We start from the raw sequence: 25,385 nt of genomic DNA, 5'->3' as shown, positions 1-25,385 counted from the left end.
AGGCGGCGCGCTGCTCTTCCATCTGCTCAGCAAACTCTACGAGCGCACCAGCGTCGTCATCACCACGAACCTGAGCTTCAGCGAATGGGCCACCGTCTTTGGCGATCCTAAGATGACGACCGCACTCCTCGACCGCCTAACCCACCGTTGCCACATCTTGGAGACCGGAAACGACAGCTTCCGCTTCAAAGCCAGTGCAGCCGTAGCGGCGCAGAAAAAGAGGGAGGACAATCATGCATTGACCAAAGCCTGACACCCGAAACATAACTTAAAGGTGGCTCACTTCTCGATGGAAAACCCGGCTCACTTCCGCGTGGAAATCTACAGTACGACGATGTAGATGACGAAAAGCGTGGCCATCAGCAGGCCCGGCATCAACCCCGCCAACCACAACTGGCTGACCGGTTGGCGGGCGATTTGTGCGAATAGCACCAGCACGACCGATGGCGGGATCAGGATGCCAAGGCTCGATCCACCTTGGATGACGCCGGAAATCATCAGCTTGTCGTAGTTCCGTTTCAGCAGTTCCGGCAGGGCGATGGTGGCACCGATGGCCATCCCGGCCACGGACAGGCCATTCATCGCTGAAATCATCACCATCAGCATGATCGTCCCGATGGCTAAGCCGCCGGGCAGGGGGCCGAACCAGACGTAGAACATCTTGTACAGATCCTCGGCCAGGCGGCTTTCGGACATGACGTAGCCCATGAAGATGAACATCGGCAGCGTAAGCAGCGCGTTCCATTTCATCAGCTTTATGATGGACGAAAAGCCCATGTCAGACCCGCCCGGACCCCACAGCAGGATCGCCGCGACGACGGCGACAAAACCGATGGCGCCGAACACCCGCTGCCCGGTCAGCATCATCAGCAGCATGGTTGAAAACATCAGGGCTGCGATCATTTCGTATGACATCACAGCACCTTTCCGCGCCAGACGGCGACGTCGCGGATCAGATGGGCGATGGCTTGCAGGATCATCAGGACAAAGCTGGCGCAGATGATGGTCTTGATGGGCCACATGTAAGGGCGCCAAGCGGTCGGTGCGCGCTCTGACGTCTCGAAGGAATAGACAGTGCTGCCAAGCGCGCCGTAAAGCATCACGCTCAAATAGAAGATCAGGACGAAGACAGTAATCGCATCCCAAATCGCCTTTTTCCGCGGACTTTGCCGCGCATAAAGCAGATCCATTCTGACGTTGGTATCAAGTTGAAAGGTGTAGGGCGCGCCTAACAAATAGTATGCCACAAGGATGAATTGCGCCATTTCTAACGTCCAAAGGGCCGGCACATTGATCATCTTGGTCACGGACGACCACAAAAGGACGCCCATCATGGCGAACAGTAGGTACATGGCAAAGCGGCCGACGCGGTAGTTTAACGCCTCGACGTAGCGCACATAGGCACGGGCCCATTTCGGCATCATAGACCGCTCGCCCTATTCGCAATTTGTCCGATCTTTACAGCCTTGCGCATGGCAAAGGGGCGAGCTGACATTGAAATGGCCTTTCGGGTTCTACCGATCCAAGCGTCAGCCTGGCACGCGATCTGCGTCAAGTTTCAAGCCTGCCAAGACGCCAAAATGCAGCAGCATATGCCCGCAGAATAAGCGTCTGCCTAGTTTATAGGATTTCCGCAAAAGCGGCGGGGAAGGCATTTTCAACCCGCCGCAATGGGACAGCGAAAGACATGCCAAGAAACTGAATAGGCAGCGACTTTGTTGGCGAAAACCGTCGTCCCCGTACAAACGCAAAAGGCCCCTGCCGCAATGGTAGGGGCCTTTCAAAATCTGGTCTCGGGTCAGGCGACTTCTAAATTCAAGTAATTGCCAAGGTCCAAGCCAATCAGCAGCGGATCGTGGTCCGATGCGGAATAGGGATCATCGGCGTTGAACCATGCTGGATCGGTGAATTCTGACGAATAGCCAAGAATGTTAGGTTCAAGCGAGTTGATGTGCCATTCGGTAATGCCGGTCACTTGACCGGTCAGCGAACTGCTGGCCAGCGCCTGATCCAGCGCACCGCGCTGCCCGTCGAAGGTATAGCTAAAGGCGTCTTCGCCGATCAGGCTGGATAGCATACTGGTATAGCCCGCATCCTCGATCGCCTGCACCGGGTCCTCTTGGCCGTAAGCGTTCAGATCGCCGATGATCAGGTAGTCGCTATCGCCAGACCCGAATGGATCGGACGCAAGCCACTCTGTCAGCTGGATCGCTGCTTCGGTGCGGGTGGCGTTATAGGCCCCCTGACCGTCGCCCAGGTCGGCGTCGTCGCCAGTGCCAGAACCACCTTTGGATTTAAAGTGATTGACGGCGATGGTGATCTGCTCTCCGTTCGCATCCTCGAACAGCGCCGCGACGGTGGGGCGGTTCAGTTGGGACTCGCCCTCTGGCGTGTAGTCAAGGATGCCGGCGTTTACGACGCTGACCGCATCGACGCGGTAGATCAGACCGGTCGTGATGGCGTCGGTACCAATTTCGCCGCCGGTGCCGGTCGGATCGACAAAGGCGTAGATGTCTGCGCCGGCGCGGGTGTTCAGTGCATCGACCAAGGTTGCGATGGCAGACCCGTCGCTGAAACCGTTGTTCTCTAGCTCTTGCAGGCCGATGATGTCGGCGTCCAGCGCGGTGATTGCAGTGACCAGCTTGTCCGTTTGACGGGCAAAATCCTCTGCTGTGTCGGCCCCGCGTGCATTGGAATCGTCCTGGCCGAGCGTGGTAAAGTAGTTCAGCGTGTTGACGCTGGCGACTTGCAACGTGCCGCCAACATCGGCGGGGGCCGCTTCGCGGGCATCTGTATTGGTGGCCTCGTCAATCTGTAGCGGACCGTCGGCGATCAGTTTGTATTCACCAAAGTTGTAGCTCATCACGCCGGTGATCGGCGCGGTGATTTCGGCCCCGATACGCAGGGTGCCGCCCGCGCTAAGGTCATCACCAATATCCAGATAGCCGTTGCCGTTGTCGCCATCAGTCGTGTTGGGGATATAGGCGAACTCTGTCGGGTTTTGCGCGGCAACGCCGTCGTCAATGGTCAGGCGGTTCGCGGCATTCGCCTCTTGCAAGGCGTCAACGTCGGCCGCCTGCGTTTGGGCATCATAAAGCTGCGTCGGCTGATACTGGGCCCCTTCGGACACGACGATTTCGCCGTAGCGGCCAAGCTCGAATGTCTCAATGACCTGCAAGGGGGCGTCGTCCGTGCCGATATCCAAGGACACCCGCATGCCTTCGACGGATTCGAGCGCGTCATCCGTGGCGAAGGGCAGCGATAGCCCCGCCGCCGTTGGCAAATCGACCAGCGGGCCGATGATTTCAAAGGTCTGTGCGTTGATCTGGGTCGCGTTAAAGTATTCCGCCACCTCGCCCACGACGGTCACGCCGTAGGAAACGGTGACGTTCGGTGTGTCGCCGGTAAAGACGAAAATCCCTTCGGATGTTGCCGCATTGCCGTCAGCGTCGCTGTCCTCTTCTTGCATGTAAAAGCCGTTCTCTGCGACCATGGTGACCACTGCCGTGACGCTGACGGTTTGCCCCACATAGGCGCTGGCGCTACCACTGCCTTGAATGGTCGAAATCAGCGTTGTCCCGTCTGGCAGCGGCGGGGGTGTGTCAATCTCTGCCTCGTTCGCCGCATCGCGGGTGGCGGTGATTGGGCCGGTCCAAGTGCCGTCTTCCAGCCGCTGCAAGGATAATCCGGCCTCGTCGCTGCCGTTTTCGGTTACACCGATATCAATAGAGGTCAGGCCCGCTGCAGGCCCATTGGTCGCGGTCATGGTGCCTTCATAGGATAGAAACTCAATGACGGTGCCGTCGGGGGCAACCAAGGCGATCCCGTCAGGGGCACCGTTTTGGATACCCGTCGCATTGACGGACAAATACCCTTGGCCAGATGTGCCCGACAGCGCGCCGTCTAGGCTGATCGTATCGTAACTTGCGCCGCCGTTGCCGTTATACAGAACCAAGGACCAGCCCGTTAGGTCGGCACCCGCAGTGCCCGCAACCTCGATGAACTCGCCAGTATCGGCACCGGCGTTGTCATAGTGAATTTCGCTGACGAAGACGCTGTTTTGCGGGGCGTCGTCCACGTCGGCAACAGTCACCGCAATGTCGGATGTGGCGGACAGCCCGCCAGTGTCGGTCGCCGTGACGGCGATCTGATAGACGTTGTCGCCGTCTAGGTCTGACGGAGCCTCAAAATCTGGTTCCTCTGCGAAGGCAAGAGCGCCCGTCGCCGGGTCAATGACAAACAGGGCCGCGTCCGCGCCGGAAATGCTGTAAGTCAGCGCATCGCCGTCCACATCCGCGCCAACCGCAGTCAGCACAGTGGTGCTGTTTTCAAAGACCATCACGTCAGACAGATCCAGCGTGGGCGCATCGTTGACGCCCGTCACGGTAATCGTCACCGTTGCCGTATCGACGCTGCCGCGCCCGTCCGTGACGGTATAGCTAAGCGTCGTTGTTGCGACCTCTCCTTCGGCCAGATCATCGAACGCGCCGGCGGCGTCATAGGAAATCGTGCCGTCAGGGTTCAGCGTTGCTGTGCCCGTCAAGGCAGAGGTGTCGATCGCGGTGATCTGTAAAGTGTCACCGTCAAAGTCGAAGTCATTGTCGCTAAGGCCTGCCAGCACGGTGGCCATATCTGCCGCCGCCGCTGCCACATCGTCACGCGCCAGGACTGCGTTGTTCTGCCCTGTTAGATCGGCGGTGTAATCATCGGCGGCAAAATAAAGCTGCTCTATGCTGCGCAGCGTGTCCGTATCGCCGGACGCGTCGCTGACCTGAACTTGCGTCGGGCCAGATCCGCGTACAGGTTTGACCGAGATCGCGTAATCGTCGACGCCGCCCTCATAGATCGCCGTATCCGTTCCCGCGCCGCCAAATATGGTATCGCTACCCGCAGCCCCCAAAATCGTATCGTCGCCAAAGCCGCCGAAAACCCGATCGTGCCCCGCGCCGGAATTAATGCGGTCATTGCCGAATCCACCAAAGATCACGTCACTATTAGCCGTACCATCAATGACATCGGGGCCGAATCCACCAAAAAAGAGGCCGATTTTAAACGATTTTTTCATGAATAGTTGCTCCTGCGGGCTCACATTTTTTTCAACTGATTAAAAATCAGCATAGTTTTTGTGACAAATTGCGCGTGACGTTAGGTCAGCGCCTCTGCGGAATGCGGAAAACCTGATCTGTGCTGATACAACTGGCAAATTGCCATATTTGCGGCAGGCTGCGGGCCGCCGCGCGACCTATGGGGCGGGGCAGGCACATGTGATAGGCAAGGATCACGCCGCGCGGGGTAAGATCGCGTTTCTAAGGCCGTGATTTGCAGTTCAATCGAACCAAGGGCATAGCGGTCATTCACGACGGGAGGGCGCGCATCACCTCCGCCAACCCAAACGAAAGCTTATCCATGGCCACCGAAACGAAGCTGCACCCGCGTAATCAACACAAAGATGGTTACGATTTTGTACGTTTGGTGGCGCAGTTACCCGAGCTAGAGGCCTTTACGACCCTCAATCCCGCCGGTCGCACAACAATTAACTTTCAAGACGACAGGGCGGTTCGTACACTTAATCGGGCGTTGCTAAAGACCTATTACGGTATTGATTATTGGGATATCCCTGATAATTACCTCTGCCCTCCGATCCCCGGCCGGGCTGATTACATTCATTATCTGGCGGATTTGCTTGCCTCTAGCAATAATCAAGAAATCCCCCGCGGCCGCGATATCAAAGCCCTTGATATCGGCACTGGCGCTAACTTAGTATACCCTCTTATTGGGCAGAGCGAATACGGCTGGCACTTTACCGGCGTTGATATCGATCCTGTTGCTATTAAATCGGCACGGCATATTTGCGAGGCTAACAAGTTAAAAATCACGCTTAGACAACAAAAAATACCTAAGAATATCTTCAAAGGCGTCATCGAACCTGGTGATGCGTTTCACGTCACTTTGTGTAACCCGCCTTTTCACTCCTCCATCGAACAAGCGCGTAAGGGCACCGAACGTAAGTGGCGTAACCTTGGTAAGGACGATACAAGCAAGCTTAACTTTGGCGGTCAGAACGCAGAACTTTGGTGCCCGGGGGGCGAGATAAAGTTTATCGCGAGCATGATCGAGCAGAGCGTCGCATTTGCCGACCAGTGTCTTTGGTTTAGTTCTCTGGTATCGAAAAAAGATAACCTCCAGACGCTCTATCGCATATTAGGGAAAGCAAAAGTCAAAGAATACAAAGTGGTCGAAATGGCGCAGGGGCAAAAAACGAGTCGCTTTATTGCATGGACTTTCATCAAAGAAAGTCAGCGATCGATATATGTGAATGGAATTAATAGGTAGGATGGAAAGCGACCTCATGCGCAGGTCGGCAAAACGCGGGGAGATCTTGGGTGGCTGATCTGCCAGCTAGGGAAAATATAGCGGCAACCCCAAGTGTGACCATGAGGGTGGTCAGGAACACCAAAACCAAGATGTCCCTCGCATCCCCGACGCCTGCTTTGCTTCGTTTTGTCTGTCCTGCGGACGTGGTGATATCTGGCGTCGAATTAGTCGCACCAATTTAAATAGTGGCCGGGTCTGGCAAAATGAGGGTGCCTTTGCGTCCTTCTAAGATGGCCAGTGCGTCGGACAATTGACCGATGCCAGCACGCAACCCGCTATCTTTGACAAAGTCACATGCAGAGCTGACTTTTGGCCCCATTGAACCAGCCGCAAGATCAAGAGAGCCAAGCTCTAAAGGCGTCGTGTTCCCGATGGCGCTTTGGTTCGCGCTGCCAAAATCCCGAAAGACTGCGGCGACATCGGTCAGCAGAAGCAGCGCATCGGCCTGAAGTTCCTGCGCAAGAAGGGCCGCCGTTCTGTCCTTGTCGATGACAGCTTCCACGCCCTTCATCATTCCATCAGTACCCCGGACCACTGGAATGCCGCCGCCGCCCGCGCAGATTACAGTCTGGCCGTCGCCCATCAATAGCTTGATGGCGTCCACACTCAGGATCCGAAGCGGAAGAGGGGACGGCACGACGCGTCGCAAGTGTCCCGAAGCCTCCTCTATCATCGCCCAGCCGTGTGCTTTTACAACGTCATCAGCTTCGGTCTTTGCATAGACGGGTCCGATCGGTTTGGTTGGCGCCTGAAATGCGGGGTCGTCCGCAGCCACTTCGACCCGGGTTAACAATGTTGCACATTGCGCGCCCGCTGGCAGGGCATTCATCAACTCCTGTTCGATCAGGTAGCCGATCATGCCTTCTGTTTCGGCCCCAAGCACATCCAGCGGCCAAGGCGCGTCAGGGGCATAGGCTGCACCCTGAAGCGCCAACAGGCCAACCTGCGGTCCGTTACCGTGGGCTACGACGATCTGGTGATCGCGGGCAAGTTCCGCCAGTGCGGCAGCGGCAACGCGCACGTTTTTGACCTGCGCTTCAGCCGTCATAGGCTGGCCGCGTTGAAGCAACGCGTTGCCGCCAAGGGCTACGACGATGCGCATTCCTAGTTACCCATCGTGGCGACAAGAACCGCCTTGATCGTATGCATCCGGTTTTCGGCCTGATCAAAGACGATAGAGGCTGCCGATTCAAACACCTCTTCGGTCACCTCCATGCAGTCGATACCGAAGGTTTTGAACGTCGCCTCTCCGACTTCGGTCTCTCGGTTATGGAACGCGGGCAGGCAGTGCATGAATTTGGCATAGGCGTTGCCGGTCAGCGCCATGACCTTTGCGTTAACCTGATAGGGCGACAACAAGGCGATGCGGTCGGTCCAGACTGAATCCGGCTCTCCCATCGATACCCAGACGTCGGTATAGACAAAGTCAGCGCCCTTCAGCCCTTCGGCGTGCTTTTCGGTCAGGGTGATCCGTGCGCCCGTTGTTTCCGCGATTTTGCGGCACTGTGTGACCAATGCTTCGTCAGGCCAGCAGCTGTGCGGGCCGCACAGGCGGACGTCCATACCGATCAACGCGCAACCGATCATGAGCGATGCACCGGTGTTGTTGCCCGCGTCGCCCATGAAGCAAACGGCGATATCGGACAGGTGTTTGCGGGTGAATTCCTGCATTGTCATCAGGTCGGCGAGCGTTTGCGTTGGGTGGAAATCGTCCGTCAGCCCGTTAAAGACCGGCACGCCGGAAAATTCGGCCAGCACCTCGGCGTCCTTTTGACCAAAGCCGCGATATTCGATTCCGTCATAGAAACGGCCCAGCACGCGGGCCGTGTCCTTCATGGTTTCCTTGTGGCCGATATGGCTGCCGGATGGTCCAAGATAGGTGACATGTGCGCCCTGATCGTAGGCCGCAACTTCGAACCCGCTGCGGGTCCGGGTGCTGTCTTTTTCAAAGATCAGCGCGATGTTTTTACGCTCTAGCATGGGGCGTTCATAGCCGCCTGCCTTGGCCATCTTCAGGCTGCTGGCCAGCTGCAAAAGGTGGCGAATTTCGCTGGGGGTGAAGTCCAGCAGCTTAAGAAAGCTGCGGCCGTGCAAGTTCTGTGGCATGGAATATTCCTTAAATTTCGTCGCGGATCAGCGGGCAGGTCATGCAATGAGAGCCGCCCCGTCCACGTCCGAGTTCTGACCCGGGGATTGTGATGACTTCGACTCCGGCTTTGCGCAGTAGGGTGTTGGAATGGACGTTCCGTTCGTACCCGACCACCACACCGGGAGAGAGGCAGAGCAGGTTGTTGGCGTCGTCCCATTGCTCGCGCGCGGATTCGTATGCGTCCCCGCCCGTGGGAATGCTGCGCAGCGCCTTGACCCCAATGGCTTTTGCCACGACGTCCAGAAACGGCTTTGTTTCGACTTCGGCGATGATGCCGCCGTCGTCGCCGGGTCGCAGGGTCGTGCAGCGGATCGCGTCGGTGACTTCGGCAAAGACCGTCACCAGATCGCGGTCGCAAAAGGTGAACACCGTGTCCAGATGCATGGACCCGCGCGCGCGGGGAAACTGGCACGCAATAACGCGGGTCGCGCCGCCGCCAGCGAACAGACCCTTCGCAATCTGGCTGACCGCCTGCGGGGTTGTCCGTTCGCCCATACCGATCAGGACCGTGCCATGACCGATGGGCATGATGTCGCCGCCTTCTGACGTGGCCGGGCCGTGGTCGGTCATGGCGTCGCCCCACCAGACCGGAAAGCCTGCGTCCTTAAAGTCGGGATGAAAGCGATAGATCGCAGCAAGGTTCAGCGTCTCTAACCGGCGGGCTGGCCAGTGCATCGGGTTCAACACAACGCCGCCGTAAACCCAAGCCGTCGTATCGCGGGTAAAAATATGGTTGGGCAGGGGGGGTAACACGAAATCAGCTGGATCAAGCATTGGTGCCAGCACGCCCCTGTCCGCGATGGGCAATTCAGCGCGGGACAGACCACCGATCAGGATTGTGGACAGAGTATTGGCATCGACCTCCATCAGATGTGCCATCAGGTCATCGGCCAGACCGACGCCCACGGTGTTATCGGTCACGCGGGCCGACAGCAGCCAGCGCCGCGCCTCTGGATCGGCCAGTGTTTCGGTTAGAAGCTGGCGCAAAAAGACGACCTCTACCCCGCGATTGCGCATCGCATCGACGAAAGTCATATGCTCGATCCGGGCTTGTTTGACCCACAGCACATCGTCGAACAGCAGCTCTGCGCAATTGGCGGGCGTCAGGCGTGCCATTTCGGTGCCGGGGGTGTGAACAAGGACGCGGCGCAGGGTGCCCGCCTCTGAATGGACGCCATATTTCATGTGGGGGTTCCTTGCAAAAGCACGCCGATACTCAGCGTGGCCATGACGATGATGGTCAGGCCCAGAAGCACGGGCCAGACAAAGCGCAGCCAACGCTCGTAGGGGACTTTGGCGATGGCGAGGCCGCCCATGACAACGGCAGAGGTTGGCGTAACGAGGTTCACGACGCCCTCTGCGGACTGGAAGGCTGTGACGACCAGTGACCGCGATACGTCAGCAAAGTCTGCGACCGGGGCCAAGATCGGCATCGACAGCACGGCAAGGCCAGAGGTGGAGGGGACGAAGAACGACAGCGCCACCTCGATCCAGTACATGACGTTGATGAACAGAACGCGGTTCAGGCCAGCCACGGTGCCTTCGGCCCAGTGCAGGATCGTGTCGGTGATGTGCCCGGCGTCCATGACGACGACAATGCCGCGGGCCAGTCCGATAATCAGCGCCACACCCAGCAGGTCGCGTGCGCCGCCAACAAAAGCGTCAACCAGCCCTTTTTCGCCCAGCCGTCCGACAATGCCAATGCCGATGCCGGCGAACAGGAATAGGCCGCTCATTTCAGCCATCCACCAGCCGCCAAGGGATACACCCCAGATCATGACGCCAAAGGTAAGGCCTGCTAAAATGAGGACAATTTTGTGCAGGCCGGTAAACAGCGTATCGGTGGTATCTTTGCCCATAAAATGCGCGACGTGCCCGGCGTGCAAATCGCGAACCAGCGACTGCGATGGGTCCGCTTTGACGCGTGCCGCATAGCGCATGACGTAGGCGACTGTTGCCGCAAAGGTGACGGCCAGCAGCACGAGACGCAGCACAAGGCCATCGGTAAAGGGCACGCCGGCTGCGTCCGATGCAATCACGGTGGAAAAGGCGTTCACCGTAGACCCCAGCACGCCAATACCAGCGCCCAACATGATCACCGCGACGGCCGTCAACGCGTCATAGCCTGCGGCGATCATCACTGGCGTTAGCAGAACGTAAAAAACCAATGTCTCCTCGGCCATGCCTTCGGTCGTGCCACCAAGAGCGAAGAGTCCCATTAAGATCGGGATCATCCACTTTTCACGGCCCTTAAGGCGGGCCATGGCGCGTTTGATGCCAGCATCAATCGCACCGGTCGCCGTGACGACACCAAGGAATCCGCCGATCATCAGAACGAACAGAGCCACATCAATGGCATTGGCTGTATAGCTTGCTGGATCATAAAACCCGGCAATGGGGGCCAGAATGACATCGAAAAAGCCTTGCGGATTGGCGTCCATCGGTGCGTAGGTGCCAGCCATGGGCACGTCTTTGCCAAGGACCTCTGATGCGACACGGTCGTATTGGCCCGCAGGGATGATCCACGTCAGGGCTGCCACAATAACAATCAGCGACAGCAGGATCGTAAAGGCCGAGGGGAAATGGAACTTGCGAGGGGTAGGCGCGGATGGTGTCGACATGGATACCTCCTATGTAATCGCTGCAACAGCGCAGGGCCTTAAGGCACCTTTTGCTTAGACGCCCCAAATCTAAGGTGCGCTGATCTGGATCAAACAAGATTCCGAATACCGCTAGGGTTTAGTTTGCAGCAAACGACCCGTCCCGGACGGCGGCATAGCTGCTGATGCATACGGAAACAGCGTTGGGTGATTTTAAAAAGGACGTCGCATTCCAGGCCTTTGGAAGTGTCATCAACAAGTGTCGTAGCAATGCGAAACTTGGGTTTGATGGACAGCTGCGAAGCTAATCTAAAATACCGTTTTAACGCGTCGTTGATTCAACTGCGGCAGTAAAGCAGGGGCGTATGCATGCTTGTCTGCCCAGCTTCAGCCCTAGCGCAAAGGGTGCCCCAGCTTTTATAAATCATCAAATCCTACGCCGCTTTTCGGTTTCGACGAGCATTTCAACAAATTTTCTAACTTTTGCGGGGCGTAACCTCGCTGGCGGATAGACCACATAGATACCGCCTGCCCGCAACGTCCAATCAAGCAATACGACTCTAAACTCACCTGATTTTAGCGCATCGTAAACGGAATAATCTGGCAAAACGGAAAGCCCTGCATCAGCTTTGAGGGCCTTGATTAATGCGGCCGAGGTATCGAGCATTAGGCCGCTTTCAAACCTTACCTTTTCGGTTTCGTTACTGGCGCGGGTAAAGGTCCAAGTAATGGGATCAGTCAGAGCGAGGTTGGCGAAAAATTCGGCTTTTTCCAATACATCGTCAGGACGATTGAGCAGCCCGAGGCTGTCGACATATGCCGTGCTTACCACGACGAGTTGTTGAAAATTGCCGATCTTTCGGGCCTGCAAGCTGGAGTCACTTAGCCACCCAACGCGGATCGCCAAATCCAGGTCTTCCGTGAACACATCGTTGATATGATCGCCGAGTTTCAACGCGAGGCGGCAACTTGGGTAGGCACGTCGAAACGCGGTCACAACTGGCGTTAGAATTGTCGCGCCGTAATCCAAAGGCGCGGCCATGCGCAAAGTGCCCGTTGGGTTCTCTGTGGATTGTGACAGCAAATTGAATGCGTCTTCGGCCTCTTTGATGATGTGACGACAGCGCAGGTAAAATTCTCGGCCCGCTTCGGTCGGGGTCACGCTCCGGGTGGAGCGGATCAAAAGCGTTGCCTTCACCTCTTGTTCTAGATTGGTGACTTGCTGGCTAACAACTGCCTTGGTGATGCTAAGCCGTGTAGCCGCTTGGGTGAACGATCCTGTTTCCACAACAGCAGCGAAGGGTGCCATCCTGGATTCCAGTGTGGCCACCCTTGCCCTGACCGCCGTGGCACAAGACACACCAGAGCGCGAAATTGAGGTGCTTAAGGCGATCCAAGAGGCCCGCTACGCGGGCGGAAAAGACGTGACATCGCCGGACGTCGTCGCCGCTTTGCCGCATGCGCGCGTCATCGCGGCGTCTGACACAATTGCGGCAATCAACGGCAATGTCGCGAAAAAGATCGAAACATGGAGCCCGCAACTGGGCGACAATGGGCCGAAGTCTGTGGACGAGGTGGTGATCCCAACCGCGTTTGATGGCCCGTCGTTGACGGTCGACGGACGCACAATCAAGATCGTCGTAGCCGAGGACATGATCAATCGCCGTTACCTTTGGGTCCCTGACCTTCAGGCGGTCATTGGCGGCGCGCTGATTTTTCTCGGGCACTCATGTGTGGACGGCTGACACAGAGACTAAAGAACTGCGGGCGGCTTGGGTCGCGAACCTTGACGCACTTATCGCACGTGCGCCGGACGTTGTTGTGCCCGGTCACATGAGCGTCGATGCGCCGATGGGCGTCGCTGCGAATACGTTCACAAAGTCCTACCTCGAGGCCTTTGAGGAGGAGTTAGACCGGGCCGCAACATAAGAGGAATTGATCGCTGCGATGGTCGCGCGCTACCCAGAACTGGGCACCGGCGTCACACGAGAGATCGGCGCGAAAGTCGCACTGCGCGAGATGGATTGGGGCTGACTTATACGTATAGCTATGCCGCAAGTCACCAGATCGCAGAGAAGCGCCTGTTTGACGGGCGAGTCCCGTCATTGCATCGCGACACCATCAACGACCTCACCAAGCGGCACATGCTAGAACGTCTTAGGGCCTTCATTGATTGGGCTAAGAACTGAAATGCTACCATTCATTGAATGCGGACCCATTCTATGGCCTTCGCGTCAAAATGTGGACGATGCGCATCCTTATCGAGGTCAGGCAAATGGTAAGGTTCCGGGCCTTGGTGCCAGTTTTAGGTGTATATTTCATCGGCTCCGCCTGGATGAACGGTCTCATAGTAGTCCCGTAGCTTCAGGTTCGCGGCTGCCGCTTCGTCAATCAGGACGGTTACATTGGCGTGCAATTGTAGCGCAGTGGCCGGGCAGGCGGCAGAGATAGACCCTTCGATCATGCGGGCCACCGCGTCCCTCTTGCCGGCTCCTGTGGCAAGCAAAAGGATGGCACGAGAGTCCAAAATGGTGCCGATGCCCATTGTGATTGCCAGCCGTGGAACGACTTCGTCTGGGCCGAAATATCGGGCGTTGTCGGTCACCGTCTTGTGCGTCAACGTCTTGATACGCGTACGAGACGCAAGAGACGACGTCGGTTCATTGAACCCAATATGTCCGTTCGCCCCTAGTCCAAGAAGCTGCAAGTCGATCCCGCCAGCGGCAGCGATGGCGGCTTCATAGCGCGTAGCCTCTTCTGCGGGGTCCGGCGCGTCACCGCGGGGTAAATGTGCCTGTGCACTGGGCAGGGCAACTGCGTCGAACAATTGAGTTTTCATTTAATAGGCATAGCTTTGCGGGTGTGTGGATGGCAGCCCGACGTATTCGTCTAGGTTAAAGCTGGTGAATGTAGCAGGGCTTTGACCAAGCGCGGTGCGCAGCGCCTCATATACCGGCTTCATGGTGCCGCCCGTGGCTAGGCCTAGTACCGCACAGGGTTGGGCGGCCAGAGTTGCCAAAATCCTGCGCGCAGTTTCCGCACTGGCGGTGGCAGCGTCGGGGAAAATCAGTATCTTCATTTAGACCTCTTTTGTCGCCTGACGGCATGCGAGCGGAGGGCAATGGCCCCAAAGCAAGGTGGCGCGTGCCATGCCCGCAAAGGCCGCAGCACGTCTGGATAGGTTCCCGAAACTCTTTCCAGCATCTTGGCGTTTAGGCGGGCTGCACGAGGTTACACATCAGCCGGAATGCGCCAGGCACCAACCGGTCCATCTGGTGGTGTAGCACAAGGCTGGTGTGCGTATGACGGCCCGCACCGATCTGGCCGGATACAAGCGCACCGATTAGGGGCTCCTCTGATGCGTCAGACATAGACAACAGGGGGGTGTAAGCGTCATCCCAAGCCGCTGCGAAATAGAGCCCGCGTTCCTTGTCCCAGCCGCCAAAGTCGGCGGCCGTGATGGGATTTGGCCCCGTCAGCAGGGGGTGATCGGGGGTCAGGATCGTGACCTGCGCCGCAGGATCTGTCACGCGCCAGCGCAGCGACGGGGTGCCGATTTTCAAGGGGCGCGGCGGCGTGGTGTCGGCGTTCCAGCCCTGATCCGGGCGTTGATAAAGTGTCACCAGATGCCCGCCGGCATGCACAAATTGGTGCAGCCTTTGGGTGGCAGCAACAAGGTCAGGCCGGTTGCCGAAGCTGACCACGCCAACCAGAACGGTTGTATAGGCGGCAAAGTCTTCGTCCGGGGCGATGTCATCTAGCATGGTGACATCAAGGCCAAGTCGCAACAACCAGCTTCCGACGGAATCGCCGGAGCCGATATAGGCGATCCGTGCGGTTTGCGGCAAAGCTAGGTCCAGCGTCAGGACCTGCAGGCTCGCACCTTCGGGGTACGATACGGTGCCGATGTGGGGGAACTGCGCCTGCGTCACGGACTGCGCCCTACGCCCGTCAATCTGCGCCGGTATGGTCGCAAGGCCAGAGCCTTTACCGTCCGGCGGCGTGATCATCAAAGTGCTCCCCGCGTACTGCACATCCCAACCGTCCGGGCAATGAAAGTCGGGAATTGGGCCAGCGCCGATTGACGCGATCAGAGGCGCGGTATCGCCAATTTGCCGAATGAATTGAAAGGGCCGCACGGCAAAGCGGTGGGCGGGGCCGACAGTCAAAGGCTCTTCTGTATCAACGCGGGTCTGAATTGTCCGGCCAGCGATGGTGGCAGACATGTTGAGCCAGCCGGATCCATTCCCCCCCAAAGGGTCGAAATTGGCGCCAAAGGGGGCGGTGAATGGCGCATCTTTTGCCACCTTGATTTGCAGCGCGGCGGTGCCTTTTTCCAGTTTTGTGGCAGGGCCGGTGGCCCCTTCGGGCAGATGCGGGGACAGCGTGACGTCAAGGGCGGTGATGGGTGTTGTCTGAACCACGCGCAGCGTTGACGTGCCGCCGGGTATAAGGGCGGCAGGTTCAACGGTGACGATCAGGGACAGGCCTGCCGCTTCGGCCAGCGCGGCATCGAGTTCCCGGCGTTTGCGGGTCAGGCGATGGCCGTGGGCCGCCTGAAAATCTGGTAAGGCTACCACTTGCGCGGCTTCCAACGCGGCGTCTGCCTTGGCCAGCGCGTCGCGAATTTGCGCGGTTTTGGGAAAGGCGTCCTGCGCCTGTGCGATGGCCTTGGCGGCGACTTGAATCGCGTCTGCCGCCGGACCCGCCAGCGCGGCCAGATCATCTAGCGTCTGGGGAAGCGACTGGGCGATTGTATCTTCTGCCGCGCCGCCGACACGGTGCAGTTGCCATGTAGTCTGCGGCGTGTCAGACCAGTGCCCCATGCCCTGCGACGCGTGGCGGGCGCGGGACCATTGCCCGATTTCCTGATATGCGGCGCCCGTCACGGGGTCTTGCAGGTCAGCGGTGACTTGCAGTGTGGCAGGCGGCGGGGGAAGCGCGTCGTCATAGGTCGCACCGCCGCCTGACCACGCCGGCAGGTAGTGATGCGTGACAGTCCAAGGCCCGTTCGGGTGGTCGGTTAGGGCGGCGGGGTCGGCGGCCAAGGCTATCGCCTGTTCTGCCGCCCGCGTCATGGCGCGGTGGTGGCCGTGCTGGCCTGGCACGTCAAGGAAGGTCGGCAGCACGATATCTGGGCGATAGCTGCGATAGGCACGGGCCATACGCTCGACCACCAATGCCTCGCCCCAGCGTGCAAAAGTATCGTCGCCGTCTTTGGAAAAGCCGAAATCATGTACGGGATCGTTGGGTCCAAAGCCGACCCATGCGACGTCACAGTCAAGAACGCGCGCGGCTTCTTCCATTTCGCGGGTACGCACCATGCCCAGCAGTTCGCCACGTTCCGGACCGAGTGCATTTTGGCCGCCCTCACCGCGGGTCGAGCAGGCAATCACCACCCGCATGCCACAGCCAAATCGCAGCCATGCCATCAGGCCGCTGTGTTCATCGTCAGGGTGCGCGCCTGTGTTCATCACGGTTAGGACGCTATCCAGTCGCGACAGGGCGCGGGACAGGCGCATTAAGGCTGGCGCGGCTTCGCGGCGGGCAAGGCGATCGTGGGCAGTCATGGCAATCCTTGGCTCGGGGTCAGCGTATGGACTGATCCTCGGTCTGGTGAAGTTGCGGGGTGATGGCGTTGAAAAAGGGCAGGGCGGCAGCACCAATAGCCGCCGATTCCTGACCGGTCTGACCACGCTGCACACGTGGCAGGGCGCGGTTGCGGCGATTGGCGACGCTGGTGGGGATCGCTAGGCGGCCGATCAGATCGTCCAGAATGGCGCGGGGCATTTTGCCGCCCAGAATTACAGTCTGCGGGTCAAAGATGTTTTCCAGCAGGCCAATCATAAGGGACAGATGCGGCGCGGCCTGATCCAACCATGCCATCAGCGCGGGATCGCCTGCTGCATGCAGGTCATGCAATGCGTCAGTGTCCGGCGCCACACCGTCGCGGGTCATCCATTCTGTCAGCGCATGAAGCGAGACATAGCGTTCCAGACATCCGGCTTGACCGCATTGGCAGGGCAAGCCGCCGGGGGCCACGACGATATGGCCAATCTCTCCGGCGTTGCCAAAGGCACCGCGTAGCGGCTGGTCCGCGACGATGCCGCCCATCCCGACGCCGGCCCCGAAATAGAGCAGACAGAAATGCGATACGTTCTGGCCAAGACCAAAGAGCATCTCTCCGACGGCGGCGGCATTGGCGTCATTGTCGACGGTGACGGGAACGCCGCAACGCTGGTTTAGCAGGCGGGCGACGTCGACACCGGACCAGTCGGGCAGGGTGGTGGGGCCGACGCCAGACAGGCCCTCAATCTCGAACGGGCCGGGCATGACGACGCCGATCCCCATGAGCTGGGCTTGGTAGGTGGCGCGCAGGCGGGTGACTGTTTCGCAGATCACGTCCAACACGATATCTGATTTCATATCGGGTAGGGGAATCTGCTGCTTGGCGCGCAGATTGCCGCCAAGATCAAGCACCACGGCGGTCAGCGCGCCGACAGCAATTTCCAGCCCGATGGTAATCGCGCCTTCGGGGTTGATCGCATATTGAATCGGCGGCAGGCCACGTTCGGTGCGCTTGCGGCCCATATCGATCAGCAGATTTTCGGCCATCAGCTCATCAATAATGTTGGTCACAGCTTGGGTCGAAATATGCGCCAGATCGGCAAGCTCCTTGCGGCCAAGCGCGCCACCCCGCCGCAAAAGTTCAAGCACCACGCGCCGGTTATGTTCGCGGCTGCGGCCAGGATTTTTACCTTTTGCAGTCCGCGATGGGCGGGGAGGCGGCTTAGATTCCAGTGCGGCGGATGATTTTGGAAATGTCATGTCCGTATCCTTGGGTTTTTTCATCGTTCCGTCGCAAATGCATGACCGCCTAGCGGCCACGTTTTCAAGGGACATGCCGTAGCAGGACCCAAAACAAGGCTCGCACGGGCACTTAATTAACTCAAGTAAATTATCTTATTGACGCACGGCATGCGTTTGGTCCAGCCTGACCCGAAGTCCCGCAGCAGCGTTTGGGGAACGGTTACAAGAGCGGAGCAGATTCGCCGGAGCCGTCACGTTGCACCAACACACCGGGTTCAACCCACCCAACGGAGGACGACATGAAACGCTTTACCAAGACAGCACTGCTTGCCGGAACAATCATGGCTTCGGCCACAGCTGCCAGCGCAGTGGATATCGAATATTGGCAGTATATCTACGACACCCGCGTCGAGGCTGTGGACCAGTTGATTGCGAAGTTCGAAGAGGCCAACCCCGACATTAACGTCAAGCAGGTCACTTTTCCTTACGCGGATTATCAGACACGCGTTGTCGCCGCGAACATGGCGGGCAACGGACCTGACGTGCTGCAGATGTTCTATGGCTGGACCGATAGTTTTGTGAATGGCGGCGTGTTGCAGCCTTTGCCAAAGGATATGTTCCCAGCAGAACAGATCGAAGCTGACTTCTTTCCGATCGTGACCGCCATGAAGCGGGGCGATGATTACTATGGCCTGCCCACTGCCGTACGTTCGCTGGCGCTGTTCTATAACAAGGCGCTGTTTGCAGAGGCCGGTATCGAAGGCCCGCCAGAAACGCTGGACCAGCTGGTTGATTACGCGTCCCAGATGGCGGTGAAGGACAGTGGTGGCAACTACACCACCGTCGGCCTGACGGTCGAGATGGGCGGGCAGGATCACCAGTGGTGGCGTGAAGTGCTGGTTCGCCAGTTCGGCGGCGCGCCTTATAGCGACGACTATTCCACAGTGACCTACAACGATGCGGCGGGTGTCGCCGCGACGCAGTGGTATACGGACCTGACGACAAAACACGAAGTCGGCTACACTGGCTTTATGGACGAAGGGCAGGCGGCGTTCCGCGCGGGCCGTGCGGCCATGACAATCGACGGCACTTTCCGTCTGGGCTCGTTCCGCGACATCACTGATTTTGAATGGGCCGTTGCAGAACTGCCGGCGAATGCCGACGGTTTGCGGTCAAACTACGCGTCCTATTTTGCGAACGGCATCGGGGCTAAGTCGGAAGGCGAAGAGCTGGAAGCAGCCGCCAAGTTCTTGGCGTATCTGTCCTCGCCAGAGGCGATGCAGCTTTGGCTTGAAGTTGTTGGCGAATTGCCCGCCCGCCCAGAGGTTGCCCTGACCGAGGCGAACTTGGCTGATCCAATCTATGCGCCATTCCTTAAGGGCCTAGAATACGCTCACACGACGACATTTGTCGAAGAACAGGCGCAACGTCAGGTCGCGATGGACATGGCGAACCGTGTGTTCCTGCAAGGGCAATCGGTTGAGGAAAGCGTGGCCGAAGCCGCTGCTGCCGAACAAGCCATCATCGACCGCGCGCGTTAAGCGGCAGCGAGAGGAGCGACGCTGACATGGCGATGGACACGACATCACCGCAATCCGCGCCGCGCCTGTCGATGCGCACGCGGCGCGCAATCTGGGTTTGGGCCTTTTTGGCCCTACCCGTCCTTTTCTATAGTGTCATCCGGTTCTATCCGACGATCGATGCCTTCCGGCTGTCGTTCACTGATTGGAACCTGATGTCAAAGCCCGCCTATATCGGGCTGCAAAATTACCGCGACATGTTTGCCTCGGCCGAGTTCTGGAAGGTGTTTCGCAACACCTTTGCGTATCTGATTATTGGCACGCCGATCAGTCTGCTATTGTCCTTTTTGATCGCCTACTTCCTCGACCGGATCCGGTTTGGGCATACGTTTCTGCGGGCGCTGTATTTCCTGCCGTTTATCACCACCGCCTCGGCGATGGGTTGGGTCTGGCGCTGGTTTTATCAGCCGGCCCCAACCGGCGTGATCAATTCGGTGCTGGGCAGTGTGGGTATGGGGCAGCTTGATTTTCTGCGGTCTACCACTTGGGCGCTGCCGTCCATCATGGTAACGGCGATTTGGGCGGGTCTGGGGTTTCAGATCATCATCTTTATGGCGGGTCTGCGGTCGATCCCGCAAACCTATTACGAGGCAGCCAAGATTGACGGCGTTGGTGACTTCGCCATCCTGCGCAAGATTACACTGCCGCTTTTGAAACCAACGACCGTGTTCCTTGTCGTGTTCTCGTCCATCGGGTTCCTGCGCATTTTCGACCAAGTCTACAACATGACCACGAATGATCCGGGCGGCCCGCTTGGAACCACCAAACCGCTGGTGCTGATGATCTATCAGACCGCCTTTAATTCGTACCAGATGGGCGCCGCTGCGGCGCAAACGGTCGTGCTGTTTACGATCCTGCTGTTCATTTCTTTGCTGCAACTTTGGATCCTAAGGACACGCTGATGGCCGCAATAGACACAACCCTATCGCCGCCGCTGCCGATGTCGCGGATTAAGCCTGGGCGGATCGTGATGTGGACGGTATTGTTCATTGGCGGCCTGCTGATGATCACGCCGATCTTGTTCATGTTCTCGACCTCGCTCAAAACCTCGAGCCAGATTTACGATTTGCGCCTGATCCCGCAAAGCCCGACACTGGCCAACTACATCGAGGTCCTGACAGAGGGGCAGTTTCCGCGCTGGTTCTTGAACTCGTCCTTTGTTGCGATTTGCGTGACGGCGTCCAATATCTTTTTTGACAGCCTTGTCGGTTACACGCTGGCGAAGTTCCGGTTTCGTGGGCGGCAGTTCGTCTTTATCGCGATCCTGTCGACCCTAATGATCCCCACCGAAATGCTGGTGATCCCTTGGTATCTGATGTCGGCCAACTTTGGGTGGCTCGACAGCTACTGGGGCATCATGTTTCCGGGGATGATGACGGCCTTCGGTACCTTTTTGATGAAGCAGTTCTTTGAAACTGTGCCGGATGATTTCATCGAAGCCGCACGCATGGACGGCCTGAATGAATTCACGATCTGGTGGAAAATCGCGATGCCGCTGGTGACACCAGCGCTGTCGGCGCTGGCGATCTTTACCTTTCTGGGCAACTGGACCGCGTTCTTTTGGCCGCTGATTTCGACCACGTCCAAAGAACTTTACACGCTGCCTGTCGGCCTAACCAGCTTTGCTGTCGAACAGGCGATTCAGTGGGAAATGATCATGACCGGGGCCGCCATTGCGACGATCCCAACGCTGGTCGTGTTTCTGGTCCTGCAACGCTACATCGTGCGCGGCGTCATGCTTGCGGGCCTCAAAGGATGACCATGACTGATACCACCACCTTTCCCGATCCCGTCTACAAAGACACGGTACTTGGCCCCCTGTTTGATCATGCACGCCATGATCACGCCGAAGGTTTTCGCCGGATCGACCGCGCCCATCTGGTGGTGCTGCACCATACGGGCATCCTTCCTACGGATGCCGCAGCGCAAATCGCGGCCGCCTTGGTAGAGATTGACCGCCAGATTGATCCGAACGCCTTGACCTATACCGGCGAGGTTGAAGACTACTTCTTTTTGCGAGAGGCGGAACTAAAGGCACGGGTTGGGGCCGATACGGGCGGGCGCCTACATACAGCGCGGTCGCGCAATGACATTGATCATACCCTGTTCAAAATGTCGCTGAAGTCACGGCTGGACGCCATGCTTGCCGAAGCGCGTGCTTTGCTGTCCGCCTTGATTGACACTGCAGAGCGAGAAAGCGGCACACTTATTGTGGCTTATACCCACGGCCAGCCAGCACAACCGACAACCTTTGGTCATTACCTATCCGCCGCGATCGAAGTGCTGATCCGCGACATTGAACGGTTGCAAGAGGCGCGTTGCGCCGTTGATCTATCCTCTATGGGTGCCGCAGCGATCACCACATCCGGCTTTCCCATCGACCGGCAGCTGATGGCGGATCTGCTGGGGTTCGCGGCCCCGCAGCGCAATTCATACAGCTGTATCGCCGCCGTGGATTACATCACCGCATCCTACAGCGCGGTAGAGCTGCTGTTTCTGCATCTGGGGCGGCTGGTGCAGGATTTTCAGGTCTGGTCCAGCTTCGAGGTTGGTCAGATTTATGTCCCGAATGCTTTCGTGCAGATCTCCTCGATCATGCCGCAAAAACGCAATCCGGTCCCGATCGAGCATATGCGCCATCTTGCGTCCCAGACCGTCGGGCGCGCCCGCATGATGAAAGACATCATGCACAACACTCCCTTTACCGACATGAACGACAGCGAAGGCGAGACGCAGGCCGCAGGCTATAGCGCGTTCGAAGTGGGAAACCGCGTACTGCGTCTGCTTGCGGCCTTTGTGCCAGCATTGCGGATCAACGATGACCGCGTCGCGCAAAACATTGACCGGGCCTGCATCACGATCACCGAATTGGCGGATACGCTGGTGCGGCAGGAAGGTATTTCCTTTCGCCAAGCCCACGAAATTGCAGCTCAAACCGCAAAGGCCGTAGTGGCTGCGCAGCAAAGTCTGGCGGCGGGCGGCTATAAGCCATTCCGAACTGCCTTTCGCGATGTTGTCGGCCGGGACACGCAGATGCAGCTTGCCGGTTTTGCCGAGGCCGTTTCCCCGGCCTACTTCGTACAAGTTCGCGACCGCTTTGGCGGCCCCGCAGCCGCACCAATGCGCGAGGCAATCGCCGCTTACCGCACAGCCCTAAACAACTTTGAGCAAACCGCCCAAGAACACGCCGCACAGCAAGCGCTCGACACCGCATTCACTGCTTTGATGGAGACCCGCTAATGGCCAAATTTGAACTGCGCGGTCTGGTCAAGGCCTACGGCAAAACCAAAGTGATCCACGGCATCAATCTGGTGATCCCCGATGGCGAATTCGTTGTCTTCGTTGGTCCTTCTGGCTGCGGCAAATCCACCACGCTGCGGATGATTGCGGGGCTAGAGGAAGTGTCGGGCGGCGAGATCAGGATTGGCGACCGCGTCGTGAACGAGGTTGACCCCAAAGAGCGTAATCTGGCGATGGTGTTCCAGAACTACGCGATCTACCCCCATATGACCGTGCGCCAAAACATCGCCTTCGGGCTTTATACTTCTAAGTTGTCCAAGGACGAAAAGGCTAAAAAGGTTGAAGAGGCGGGCGCGCTACTGGGCCTGACGCCGTTGCTGGATCGCCGCCCTTCGGATTTGTCTGGCGGCCAGCGGCAGCGCGTCGCGATTGGGCGGGCGATGGTGCGTGATCCGGCAGGGTTCCTGTTCGACGAGCCGCTGTCCAACCTTGACGCCCAACTGCGCGCCCAGATGCGGATCGAGATTAAGGACCTACACCGACGCCTTGGCACCACCATTGCCTATGTCACCCACGATCAAGTCGAGGCGATGACGATGGCCGACCGGATCGTCGTGATGAAAGACGGTCACATCCTGCAGGCCGCCCCCCCGATGGAGGTTTACGATAACCCCGTTGACGTCTTTACCGCCCAGTTTATCGGTACGCCTTCGATGAATATCGTCCCCGCCACGCAAACCGGCGGTGTCGTGACCCTTGCCGAAGGCGCGCCGACCTTGCTGGCAGGTGTGCGCCCGCATGATTTGCTGGTCGGCAGTCAGATTGCAGATCCGGGGCTGACCCTGACCGGCACCGTGACCGCTGTCGAACCGCTTGGCCCAGAAACGCTGGTGCACTTTACCGTGGCGGGCCGGTCGATCATCTCGACGGCTCCTGCCCATGGCACGGTCGCTATTGGGTCAACCGTCACGGCCAAGGCACCGCGCGGCCAGGTGCATCTGTTCGATGCCGCGACCGAAAAGGCGATGGGCCGGGCATGATGAATAAGGAACTGCGCACACCCGCCGCAGCGCTGACGCCTGCGGTAAAGGAATGGTTGCCGCGACAATTGCGCTTTGCGCAAGATGTGCCAGACGCGCTGCTGATGGATGCGGGTTGGCTGGACGGGACCGGGCGCTTTACCGCCACGGCCGGGTGCCTGTTTGGTGCAGACATCGGCGGCACAAAGGTGCAATCGGTCCTGACTGATTTAAATGGCACGCTGATTGCAGAAGTCCGGTCTACAACGCCGCCCGAAGGGGGCGACGCCGTCCTGGACCTTGTGACCTCTCATCTATCGCAGATGATGCTGCAAACCGGTGCGCCGCTGCTCGCTGCTGGTGTCGGATTGCCCGGAACAGTGCATCCGGTGACGGGTCACTTGGACCGGGCCCCAAACCTGCGCGGCTTTGATGGGCGCAACATGCGTGCGCTGCTTTCAGATCGCCTCGGCGTGCCAACAGCTGTTGAAAACGACGTGAACTTTGCCGCCTTGGGCGAGGTCTGGCTGGGTCACGGCACCCTGCCGGCGGCCGCATTTGGCGGGCTGGCTTTTGTGGCCTTGGGCACGGGGATCGGCATGGGCCTAGCGTGGGGCGACCGTATTTTGCGCGGGGCGCTTGGTGCCGCAGGAGAGGTCGCAGCCTTGCCAATTGGCGGCAATCCTTTCGATCCAGCAACCCGCGGCTGCGGCGCGCTGGAAAGTGTCGTATCAGGCGCGGCCCTTGTGAAAGACTACCGCGCCAGTGGTGGCACGCACGCCGGGCAAACATTGCGGGAAATTACAAAAGACGCGCAAATCGACCCTGCACTGGACGCCGTGATGGAGCGCTTGGCGCAGCGCACGGCACTGGCCGTGTTATCCATCGACGCCATCGTCAATCCAGCTGTCTTTGCTTTTGGCGGCGGGATTGGGTCGCAACCCGCACTACTGGCGCGGATAACGGCCGCATTGGCGCAGGCTTTGCCTGACGGGCATCCCATGCCGGACTGCCGCATCAGCCAGCTTGGTAATCGCGCAGGCGTGTTTGGCGCTGTGCGTGCCGCACGGCTGGCCTATGCGGACAGTCTGACGGCATAAGCCTTATGCATTACGCTGGCAGATCGCGGCGATCGGCAATCGCTTCCATCGCGATGTAGGATGTGACGGTTTCCAGCGCCGCGCCTTTGGTCAGGCGTTGATAAATCAGGTCGAAATGGTTCATGTCCCGCGCTGCGATCTTAAGCATGTAATCGTAATCCCCCGCGATGCGGTAAAAATCGATCACGTTCTCGATCCCTAGCACTGTTTTGCGGAAATGATCGAGCCAGGCGTGAGAATGATCGCGGGTACGCACCATGACGAATACCGTCAGATCAAGCCCGATGGCCTTAAGGTTCAGGCGCACAGTCTGACACTCAATCACGCCAGCCTCTTTCAGCCGGGTCATGCGCCGCCAACACGCGTTTTGAGACAGCCCAACACGGTCTGCGACCTCTCTTTGGGACAGCGACGCATCGCGTTGCAACACGCGCAGGATCGCAACATCGATATGATCTAGGTTGGTGGGGCTTGGTTGGGTCATATGATCGAAAATTTCCGCAAATGGTGCA

At 58.5% G+C, this 25,385-nt stretch carries 22 protein-coding genes and 1 pseudogene; 10 read left to right on the top strand and 13 right to left on the bottom strand.

Annotated features, from left to right (window positions below; translation table 11 throughout):
• Positions 1-253 (top strand): ATP-binding protein (locus BM131_RS10240; protein WP_175499280.1); only part of this gene is annotated, 253 nt, incomplete at its 5' end.
• A gap of 80 nt (positions 254-333) precedes the next feature.
• Here BM131_RS10240 and BM131_RS10235 read toward each other — a convergent pair.
• The 3 genes and pseudogenes from BM131_RS10235 to BM131_RS10225 form a co-directional block, all read right to left on the bottom strand.
• Positions 334-915, bottom strand: a pseudogene (locus BM131_RS10235) (TRAP transporter large permease subunit); the annotation flags it as partial.
• Positions 915-1,421: a TRAP transporter small permease subunit gene (locus BM131_RS10230; RefSeq protein ID WP_090189126.1), complete on the bottom strand. Its 507-nt coding sequence runs from the start codon at positions 1,419-1,421 to the stop codon at positions 915-917. The gene BM131_RS10230 and the pseudogene BM131_RS10235, both read right to left, overlap by 1 nt.
• A 377-nt stretch (positions 1,422-1,798) precedes the next feature.
• On the bottom strand, positions 1,799-5,065 hold the full coding sequence (locus BM131_RS10225) for an ExeM/NucH family extracellular endonuclease (RefSeq protein WP_090189098.1): 3,267 nt from the start codon (positions 5,063-5,065) through the stop codon (positions 1,799-1,801).
• A 341-nt stretch (positions 5,066-5,406) separates the two neighbouring features.
• Here BM131_RS10225 and rlmF point away from each other — a divergent pair, with 341 nt between their 5' ends.
• The gene (gene rlmF / locus BM131_RS10220) at positions 5,407-6,333 is read left to right on the top strand and encodes a 23S rRNA (adenine(1618)-N(6))-methyltransferase RlmF (RefSeq protein WP_090189123.1); all 927 of its coding nucleotides are present in this window, start codon (positions 5,407-5,409) and stop codon (positions 6,331-6,333) included.
• A gap of 220 nt (positions 6,334-6,553) precedes the next feature.
• On the opposite strand, the gene BM131_RS10215 is transcribed toward rlmF, so the two are convergent.
• The 5 genes from BM131_RS10215 to BM131_RS10195 all read right to left on the bottom strand — a co-directional run bounded on the left by BM131_RS10215 (position 6,554) and on the right by BM131_RS10195 (position 12,433).
• A complete protein-coding gene (locus tag BM131_RS10215; RefSeq protein WP_090189097.1) occupies positions 6,554-7,477 on the bottom strand; it encodes a carbamate kinase in 924 nt (307 codons plus the stop codon).
• A gap of 2 nt (positions 7,478-7,479) precedes the next feature.
• The gene (gene argF / locus BM131_RS10210; protein WP_090189095.1) at positions 7,480-8,481 is read right to left on the bottom strand and encodes an ornithine carbamoyltransferase; all 1,002 of its coding nucleotides are present in this window, start codon (positions 8,479-8,481) and stop codon (positions 7,480-7,482) included.
• A gap of 10 nt (positions 8,482-8,491) precedes the next feature.
• Positions 8,492-9,709 (bottom strand): arginine deiminase, encoded by a 1,218-nt coding sequence (locus tag BM131_RS10205; protein WP_090189094.1) that lies wholly within the window; start codon positions 9,707-9,709, stop codon positions 8,492-8,494.
• Positions 9,706-11,145, bottom strand: coding sequence for a YfcC family protein (locus tag BM131_RS10200; RefSeq protein ID WP_090189092.1), 1,440 nt, complete (start codon positions 11,143-11,145; stop codon positions 9,706-9,708). Before BM131_RS10200 ends, BM131_RS10205 begins: the two co-directional genes overlap by 4 nt.
• Before the next feature lie 406 nt (positions 11,146-11,551).
• Positions 11,552-12,433 (bottom strand): LysR family transcriptional regulator, encoded by an 882-nt coding sequence (locus tag BM131_RS10195; protein ID WP_090189091.1) that lies wholly within the window; start codon positions 12,431-12,433, stop codon positions 11,552-11,554.
• A 13-nt stretch (positions 12,434-12,446) separates the two neighbouring features.
• On the opposite strand from BM131_RS10195, the gene BM131_RS20260 reads away from it, so the two are divergent.
• Together BM131_RS20260 and BM131_RS10185 are read left to right on the top strand one after the other, a co-directional pair.
• Complete coding sequence (locus BM131_RS20260; RefSeq protein ID WP_175499278.1) at positions 12,447-12,869, top strand: hypothetical protein; 423 nt, start codon at positions 12,447-12,449, stop codon at positions 12,867-12,869.
• Positions 12,856-13,053 (top strand): MBL fold metallo-hydrolase, encoded by a 198-nt coding sequence (locus BM131_RS10185; protein ID WP_090189090.1) that lies wholly within the window; start codon positions 12,856-12,858, stop codon positions 13,051-13,053. The genes BM131_RS20260 and BM131_RS10185 overlap by 14 nt, the downstream gene beginning before the upstream one ends.
• Positions 13,054-13,429: 376 nt before the next feature.
• Here BM131_RS10185 and BM131_RS10180 read toward each other — a convergent pair whose 3' ends face one another.
• The 4 genes from BM131_RS10180 to BM131_RS10170 form a co-directional block, all read right to left on the bottom strand.
• Entirely contained in the window at positions 13,430-13,951 is a 522-nt protein-coding gene (locus tag BM131_RS10180) for a glucosamine-6-phosphate deaminase (protein ID WP_245754206.1), read from the bottom strand.
• Positions 13,952-13,963: 12 nt separating this feature from the next.
• Entirely contained in the window at positions 13,964-14,203 is a 240-nt protein-coding gene (locus BM131_RS20520) for a 6-phosphogluconolactonase (RefSeq protein ID WP_245754205.1), read from the bottom strand.
• Positions 14,204-14,336: 133 nt separating this feature from the next.
• On the bottom strand, positions 14,337-16,694 hold the full coding sequence (locus BM131_RS10175) for a PIG-L family deacetylase (RefSeq protein WP_090189088.1): 2,358 nt from the start codon (positions 16,692-16,694) through the stop codon (positions 14,337-14,339).
• Between the two features lie 19 nt (positions 16,695-16,713).
• Positions 16,714-17,952 (bottom strand): ROK family transcriptional regulator, encoded by a 1,239-nt coding sequence (locus tag BM131_RS10170; protein ID WP_090189086.1) that lies wholly within the window; start codon positions 17,950-17,952, stop codon positions 16,714-16,716.
• A 281-nt stretch (positions 17,953-18,233) separates the two neighbouring features.
• Here BM131_RS10170 and BM131_RS10165 point away from each other — a divergent pair, with 281 nt between their 5' ends.
• From BM131_RS10165 to BM131_RS10140, 6 genes are read left to right on the top strand one after another with little or no spacing between them, the layout of a single operon-like run.
• Positions 18,234-19,475: a sugar ABC transporter substrate-binding protein gene (locus BM131_RS10165; protein ID WP_090189084.1), complete on the top strand. Its 1,242-nt coding sequence runs from the start codon at positions 18,234-18,236 to the stop codon at positions 19,473-19,475.
• Between the two features lie 32 nt (positions 19,476-19,507).
• A complete protein-coding gene (locus tag BM131_RS10160) occupies positions 19,508-20,416 on the top strand; it encodes a carbohydrate ABC transporter permease (RefSeq protein WP_335642715.1) in 909 nt (302 codons plus the stop codon).
• Positions 20,416-21,273 (top strand): carbohydrate ABC transporter permease, encoded by an 858-nt coding sequence (locus BM131_RS10155; protein ID WP_090189083.1) that lies wholly within the window; start codon positions 20,416-20,418, stop codon positions 21,271-21,273. Before BM131_RS10160 ends, BM131_RS10155 begins: the two co-directional genes overlap by 1 nt.
• A 2-nt stretch (positions 21,274-21,275) precedes the next feature.
• Complete coding sequence (gene argH, locus BM131_RS10150; RefSeq protein ID WP_342713962.1) at positions 21,276-22,754, top strand: argininosuccinate lyase; 1,479 nt, start codon at positions 21,276-21,278, stop codon at positions 22,752-22,754.
• Positions 22,754-23,794 (top strand): ABC transporter ATP-binding protein, encoded by a 1,041-nt coding sequence (locus BM131_RS10145; protein ID WP_090189080.1) that lies wholly within the window; start codon positions 22,754-22,756, stop codon positions 23,792-23,794. The genes argH and BM131_RS10145 overlap by 1 nt, the downstream gene beginning before the upstream one ends.
• Positions 23,791-24,873 carry an ROK family protein gene (locus BM131_RS10140; protein ID WP_090189078.1) on the top strand — a complete coding sequence of 361 codons (1,083 nt, stop codon included), beginning with the start codon at positions 23,791-23,793 and terminating at the stop codon, positions 24,871-24,873. The genes BM131_RS10145 and BM131_RS10140 overlap by 4 nt, the downstream gene beginning before the upstream one ends.
• 10 nt (positions 24,874-24,883) lie before the next feature.
• Here BM131_RS10140 and BM131_RS10135 read toward each other — a convergent pair whose 3' ends face one another.
• On the bottom strand, positions 24,884-25,357 hold the full coding sequence (locus BM131_RS10135; RefSeq protein ID WP_090189077.1) for an Lrp/AsnC family transcriptional regulator: 474 nt from the start codon (positions 25,355-25,357) through the stop codon (positions 24,884-24,886).
• Positions 25,358-25,385 lie beyond the last annotated feature (28 nt).

This window comes from Loktanella salsilacus (assembly GCF_900114485.1).
In the GTDB taxonomy this organism is placed as follows: Bacteria; Pseudomonadota; Alphaproteobacteria; order Rhodobacterales; family Rhodobacteraceae; genus Loktanella; species Loktanella salsilacus.
This window is presented reverse-complemented; position numbering and strand designations above follow the sequence as displayed.